Origin of the sequence: Janthinobacterium sp. SUN137 (assembly GCF_030587265.1) — a bacterium.
GTDB classification, from domain to species: domain Bacteria; phylum Pseudomonadota; class Gammaproteobacteria; order Burkholderiales; family Burkholderiaceae_D; genus Janthinobacterium; species Janthinobacterium kumbetense.
Genome location: NZ_JAPWHZ010000013.1, coordinates 1 through 5,474, shown reverse-complemented (window position 1 = coordinate 5,474; position 5,474 = coordinate 1). Strand labels below are relative to the sequence as shown.

At 50.7% G+C, this 5,474-nt stretch carries 8 protein-coding genes; all 8 read right to left on the bottom strand.

Features of this window, described 5'->3' with window-relative positions; all coding sequences use genetic code 11:
* Nucleotides 1-590 precede the first annotated feature (590 nt).
* On the bottom strand, nucleotides 591-1,031 hold the full coding sequence (locus tag O3298_RS29045) for a M48 family metallopeptidase (RefSeq protein ID WP_305061193.1): 441 nt from the start codon (nucleotides 1,029-1,031) through the stop codon (nucleotides 591-593).
* 137 nt (nucleotides 1,032-1,168) lie between these two features.
* Entirely contained in the window at nucleotides 1,169-1,723 is a 555-nt protein-coding gene (locus O3298_RS29040) for a cysteine hydrolase family protein (RefSeq protein WP_101480873.1), read from the bottom strand.
* A gap of 1,000 nt (nucleotides 1,724-2,723) precedes the next feature.
* Nucleotides 2,724-3,020, bottom strand: a complete 297-nt coding sequence (locus O3298_RS29035) for a hypothetical protein (protein WP_305061192.1) — start codon at nucleotides 3,018-3,020, stop codon at nucleotides 2,724-2,726.
* 155 nt (nucleotides 3,021-3,175) lie between these two features.
* The gene (locus O3298_RS29030; protein WP_305061191.1) at nucleotides 3,176-3,514 is read right to left on the bottom strand and encodes a DUF6572 domain-containing protein; all 339 of its coding nucleotides are present in this window, start codon (nucleotides 3,512-3,514) and stop codon (nucleotides 3,176-3,178) included.
* Nucleotides 3,515-3,590: 76 nt separating this feature from the next.
* On the bottom strand, nucleotides 3,591-3,995 hold the full coding sequence (locus O3298_RS29025; RefSeq protein WP_305061190.1) for a hypothetical protein: 405 nt from the start codon (nucleotides 3,993-3,995) through the stop codon (nucleotides 3,591-3,593).
* 107 nt (nucleotides 3,996-4,102) lie between these two features.
* Nucleotides 4,103-4,435 carry a DUF6572 domain-containing protein gene (locus O3298_RS29020; protein WP_305061189.1) on the bottom strand — a complete coding sequence of 111 codons (333 nt, stop codon included), beginning with the start codon at nucleotides 4,433-4,435 and terminating at the stop codon, nucleotides 4,103-4,105.
* A gap of 87 nt (nucleotides 4,436-4,522) precedes the next feature.
* A complete protein-coding gene (locus tag O3298_RS29015; protein WP_305061188.1) occupies nucleotides 4,523-4,954 on the bottom strand; it encodes a hypothetical protein in 432 nt (143 codons plus the stop codon).
* 105 nt (nucleotides 4,955-5,059) lie between these two features.
* Nucleotides 5,060-5,474, bottom strand: a 415-nt coding sequence (locus tag O3298_RS29010) for a hypothetical protein (RefSeq protein WP_305061187.1), incomplete at its 5' end; no start/stop codon positions are given.

Genomic DNA, 5,474 nt, shown 5'->3' with positions numbered 1-5,474 from the left:
AGGGCGTGACAAACGGTTTTATCGAAATAGTTTCTACTTGTGCCGGAATGCGTAGCCAAAATGAATCCGGTGAGAATACGAACGTTGAGGTCATTACAAATCTGGTGAGGTTGAAGTAAGGTATTGACTGTCTGCTCTTGGCTGCGGATTCAATCGATCAACGCAACACTTTAACTTAAATGCATCGTTGCAGAGTGGAAATGATGCGAAAGAAAAACCGAATCGATTGCGCCGCGCCCCGCGAAACCCGAGATTGCCGTCGCAAGGCGTTTTGCCATGTGAACGCTAGTGAAGGAACGTGCCAAAGCTCAAGTAGCTTATGCTCAAGCGCGGCATGAGTCTCTGCAGGGCAGGGGAGATAGACCCAGACCCGCTCTCGTCGTTGGACCAGGTAGCTACGAGATCGCAAACCAGGACCTTGGCAGGACACCGAGCCTCCAACACGAGCCATCGTTTTTTCATCCTTCAAGAACCATGGATCAGGAGAGTCTAAGCTGCTAGTGGCGATTCAATGGCACCGTCCGCTTCCGCCCCGAAGCGGACCTAGCTGTTGGAAGAAAAGCCGCGCTTATCGAAGGCAAGCCAAGGTTCTACCATTCACCGCTTGCTGGCGGAAGGATCTTAGTCTTTAGAAATTCAAAATACTTCGGATCTTCATGCTCAAAAATACCTTTGCCCGCCCCCATGTATGCACGCACCAGTTCCTCAGCAGCACGATCCATGTTTTTCAATTCGAACTGACACTGCCCCAAGCGCAGATGCAAGAATGGGCTTCCGATCGCTCCTACGCAATGCATCGCATCGGCTAGGACTTCTTGTCCTTGGCTAAAGCTCTTTGAATGAAAATAAACGTCGCCCATACCTGCAAGAATGCCGGCCGTTACCCGGTATTCCTGTTTAGGCTCAGGCAATAGGGACAAAGCTTCTGAAAAGTTTTGGAAGGCCTCTTTCAAGTCTCGCATTTCGATAAGCACATCTCCTTCATCACAAATTTCCTTGATTCTTACCTCTAAGCTATGCTCAAGATTCATAAATTTCCTGCCGCTTGTCATTAATCCAACGTCTCTATTTAGGTGGCGTCGTCTGTCTATTTCGACGTCGCTTCTGGGTGCTCTCGGCTGTTCACGAAGGACCGCTTTTGGCCGATTGACGACCGCACCTCAGTTTTTTATACCAGAGAATGCGCCACATTCAGTGCATCGCCCGAGCGAATAATCGTCGCATACTCACCATCTAGATTAGCAAGCGCCATCGCGTGAACCTCGTCGGCAGAACGCGCTACCCCGTTGAAATCGGTTTTCGCATATGCATACGTACCGTCTGATACAACGAAGGTTTTGAAGCCTAGATTGCCTGCGGTCCGCGCTGTACTCTCCACGGAATTATTGGTACTTACTCCGACGATGACGATACTTGATTCTCCGCGCGCATGAAGCCAGCGGTCAAGACCGGTGTTGATGAAGGCATCCGGCACATTCTTCTCGACCACATGCTCATGCGCCAATGGCGACAACTTCGGTTGAAACTCTACACCAGGTTGGCCGGGCCAAAACGGCGAACCGGGCGTTCTAGAGATGTGGCGAACGTGAACCACTGGCGCTTTTCGAAGCCGCCAATCCCTCAGAAGCCTAGCAATCGTGTCCTCTGCTTGGTGATTATTCCGGACCTCAGCTTTAGGCCAAGTCATTCCAACTTGCATGTCAATGATTAAAAGGGTCGTCATATAAATTGTAGGATTTTTTGGAGCGAGTTGACTGGCCGCTATTGGCTGCGGACTCAATCGATCAACGCAACACTTTAACTTAAATGCATCGTTGCAGAGTGGAAATGATGCGAAAAAGCACTCGAATCGATTGCTCCGCGACATGCGAAACCCAAGATTAACGTCGCAAGGCATTTTGTCGCGGGAACGTTCATACGGGAATCCGCCGAAGCTCAACCAGCTCTTGCTGGTGCGCGACAGGAGTCTCTGCAGGGCAGGGAGGCTAGACAGGCCAGTCCCGATCTCGTCGGTGGATCAGGCAGCTACGAGATCGCACGCCAGGTGCTTCGCGGGACACTTAAGCCTCAACACGATCCATCGGGTTTTCGGAACCATGGACCTGGAAAGCCTAAGCTACTGGTGGCGGTTCAAAGGTACCGTCCGCTTCCGCCCCGAAGCGGCCGTTCGGAGAATCGAGAATTATGGCGAGGGCCTGTCATTAGATAACTCATTCGACGCGGCTCGAACCGCATGTAATAGTTCGGTCGGAGTCGGCCACTCCGTAGGCGCTATCGTTTCAGCATCGACAAAATCTTGTGCTCGGCTCAGGAGGAAGGCAGTGGTTGAGGTGACCTCTGGTGTGTGCCATGCCGCGATATCTAAAGAAGCCTTTGCCAACGCCAGTTCGTCCAGCACAGCGAGTGTGTCTTCGAAAAACACAGTCGTACCAACGCTTGACTCAGCTGCCGCTAACATCCCCAGTATGGCCGCTTCAATGCGAGCTGAGGACTGGTGGTTAGTTTTTATGGCTTTTATTGCGGACTGTAGATTCATCGATGTCTTTCGCCACGAGAGGGCAATCAAATAACGCTTTCTCACGTTTGCAGTAACGTGTTCCCATTTGGGTCTGCACAGCAGGAGGTTAGACCGAAGGACCGCTACTGGCCGGTTGCCGTCGTTGCCAGGTTCCGCCCCAAACCGGACATCGGCAAATCCGAACTTGATTTTACGGACCCTGCAGCTACCATGTGCTGACTGGAGTTCGATACGGCTCTCCCGAAACGTCTTCCCCGTTTTTGTACGCGTACCAGTTGCCCCAACTACGGTGGGGATGAATTTGCAGGTAGTCCTCGCTAAGTTCCATGGTCATTGGTAGTGTGATGTCGTCTTTGTAGACGAATACATGGACAACATCACCAGGCGCTAAAACAATCTCTAGTGGATTCAACTCCAGTGCCAACGTGATTGATCTCGACAGCTGGTTTTTGAAGTTAAAGATCGGGATGAAGTCTGGGGGGACATTAGTGGGTTCCATCATTATTGCGCTCCACAACTTGCAAGAAAGTTTAGACGACCGCGAGAGGCCGCTTCTGGCCGAACCCGGCCGTTCAGGGCAGCATAGCAGGTTGTCAGGGTGAAAATCTAGCGGCTGTATCGTCAGGCTGGATTCGCCCCAAAGCGGACGTTTGGCATCTAGGCCACAGTACCGGCGTGGAGCGTATTCCACCGCAACGAAATCGCCAGTTCCTCGGATACAACCTTGGCCTTGTACAGAAAGTCTAATGCAGTGGTCGGTAACGGATAACGGCTAACAAGGTCAATACAAAGGGACTTGCCTGCTGAAGAAGGATACGTGTCGTAAATTTGGCCACTCTCGACAAATCCAAAGTAAGAGTTGAGTTTGCCTTGCAGCGCGAGCAAATGACTACGTTCATCGGACCAATCCCACGAGTCGATAATCGACAGTACAACGTAGTCCGATTCCGTTTCAATACCAACAGCGTCCACTGCATTTAAATTCTCAAGCCCCATGCTTCCTACTTTCTTTTTTTAACACGTCATAGCCTATATCTACGTCCGCAACTGGCCGTTTTTAGTCGCCGGCCTTCTACTTGCGTATCCCGATCTGAACTCCGTCGTGCGCTTCACTTTTCAGAATCTTCACTCCGATCGGCCACACTGGGCCTTGTTCAGGTTCTTCCCAAGTTGTCAGCCAAATGATTTCCTTGCCGTCGTGCTGGCAAGTACCAAAAGCAAACTTCATCCCGGAGTTAATCATGTTTGCAGCGAAGCCCTTTGCGTCTACCAGTGAGCCCGCCACGCCAGTATTTTGAAATACTTCTGCATTCCATACCCAAGCGATCGGCTCCCCAGAAATGTCGCAAGCACGAAACTCACAGCTTGGCATCAAGGATGCGGCCTCTTCAATTCGCAAGAGAAACGCGTTCCGTATTGCAGCAAACTGCTGACGAAAGTCGTCGCTCCCTAGTTGCGCATTAATAAAGTGCTTCATTTATTCCTATGAGATAAAAATTGCGAGGCCGTCTGCTCTTGGCCGGTTGCCGTCATCGGAAGGTTCCGCCCCATAGCAGACCTTCCCTTGACTGATTGCAACTGGCATCAATAGACGTTGGGCAGACTCATTGCAATGAACTCGACTCCATTGGACTGCAGTTGGGTTCGGGTCGCCGTCAAGAATCGTCCTGCTGCCGTAGTAGGTACATGCTCGTAGACCAGCTCAATTCGAACAGCTTTGCCCTTTGCTGCTGGCAACGTTTCGACCACCTGTCCACTGGCAATAAACGCGAGATAGGCTCCGATTTTTCTCTCGATCAGACTGAAGTGCGCCTCTTGATCGTCCCAAGGAAGGTGATCCGAGATTATAAGGACGGCTTTTCCATCGGCCTTCGATATTCCTAACCCATCGACAACGTCAGAACTATCAATACTCATCGTCATTCTTTCTGGTCGCAGGTACCAAAGTAATAATTAATGCCCTGTGAGCGGACATGGACCGTTCGCTTTCGGCCGGAACCGGCATCACAGTTTCTGATACAGAAATGTTGGACACGTTCCCGCCCCATCTTTGCTAAATTTAACCACCTGAGTTAGCACAGCGGCGACGTCATGATACTCGGTCAGCGACAAAACCTTGTCTTGATCGGTATCACGCTCACAAGACAAGACCGCGTTGGATTCGTAGCGCAGAACATGCAACAACGCTTGCAAAAACATATCTGGGCTTGGCCAGAGATATGCACGCTTACGATCAAGTGTAGGGAGTAGAGCAATCACTTTTCCCTCACCATCGCCACACCTCACAAGCTTGCCAATCAAAGTCTCGCCCACATAGCAAAGCAATTCGTCAGTCTCTCCGAAGGACGTGACAAACGGCTTTATCGAAATAGTTTCTACTTGTGCCGGAATACGTAGCCAAAATGAATCCGGTGAGAATACGAACGTTGAGGTCATTACAAATCTGATGAGGTTGAAGTAAGGTACTGGCTGTCTGCTTGTGGCCGGTTGCCGTCGTTGGCAGGTTACGCTATAAAGCGGCCTCTCGAATCTACTAGCGAGCTATGCGATCATCAGCGTTGCGTTATCAAACGACTCATCGTCCAATGCTAAAATCACGGCATGCATCAGTTCAGAATGCGTAGGTGGTAATTCGTGGCCTTTGTGTGATGTATTCCAGTGTTTGTAAAGCAGCTCCAACTCCACCTTAAAAGCAGTAAGCATGGTACCCGAAAGGCAGAATCCCGCCTCGGAATCAGCTCGTTCCGTAATTGCACTAATCGTTGGCAGTCCGATATCGATGCTGGCGGCTTCCCAATAGAGATTCACGGTGCGAGCGGAACCTAAGTAGAGATTGTAGTGGTTTAATGTACCCGGACACTGATTTAGGCGAGAATGCTCGCCATGGAGAGGTGTTTGATGAGCAAGCAAAGACGTACGTTTTCCCCTGAGTTCAAACAGCAGGCAGCATGCTTGG

Coding starts and splice junctions, on each gene's coding strand:
- O3298_RS29020 (WP_305061189.1), bottom strand. CDS start 4,435: ATGAGTATTGATAGTTCTGACGTTGTCGATGGGTTAGGAATATCGAAG.
- O3298_RS29030 (WP_305061191.1), bottom strand. CDS start 3,514: ATGGGGCTTGAGAATTTAAATGCAGTGGACGCTGTTGGTATTGAAACG.
- O3298_RS29015 (WP_305061188.1), bottom strand. CDS start 4,954: ATGACCTCAACGTTCGTATTCTCACCGGATTCATTTTGGCTACGTATT.
- O3298_RS29035 (WP_305061192.1), bottom strand. CDS start 3,020: ATGATGGAACCCACTAATGTCCCCCCAGACTTCATCCCGATCTTTAAC.
- O3298_RS29040 (WP_101480873.1), bottom strand. CDS start 1,723: ATGACGACCCTTTTAATCATTGACATGCAAGTTGGAATGACTTGGCCT.
- O3298_RS29025 (WP_305061190.1), bottom strand. CDS start 3,995: ATGAAGCACTTTATTAATGCGCAACTAGGGAGCGACGACTTTCGTCAG.
- O3298_RS29045 (WP_305061193.1), bottom strand. CDS start 1,031: ATGAATCTTGAGCATAGCTTAGAGGTAAGAATCAAGGAAATTTGTGAT.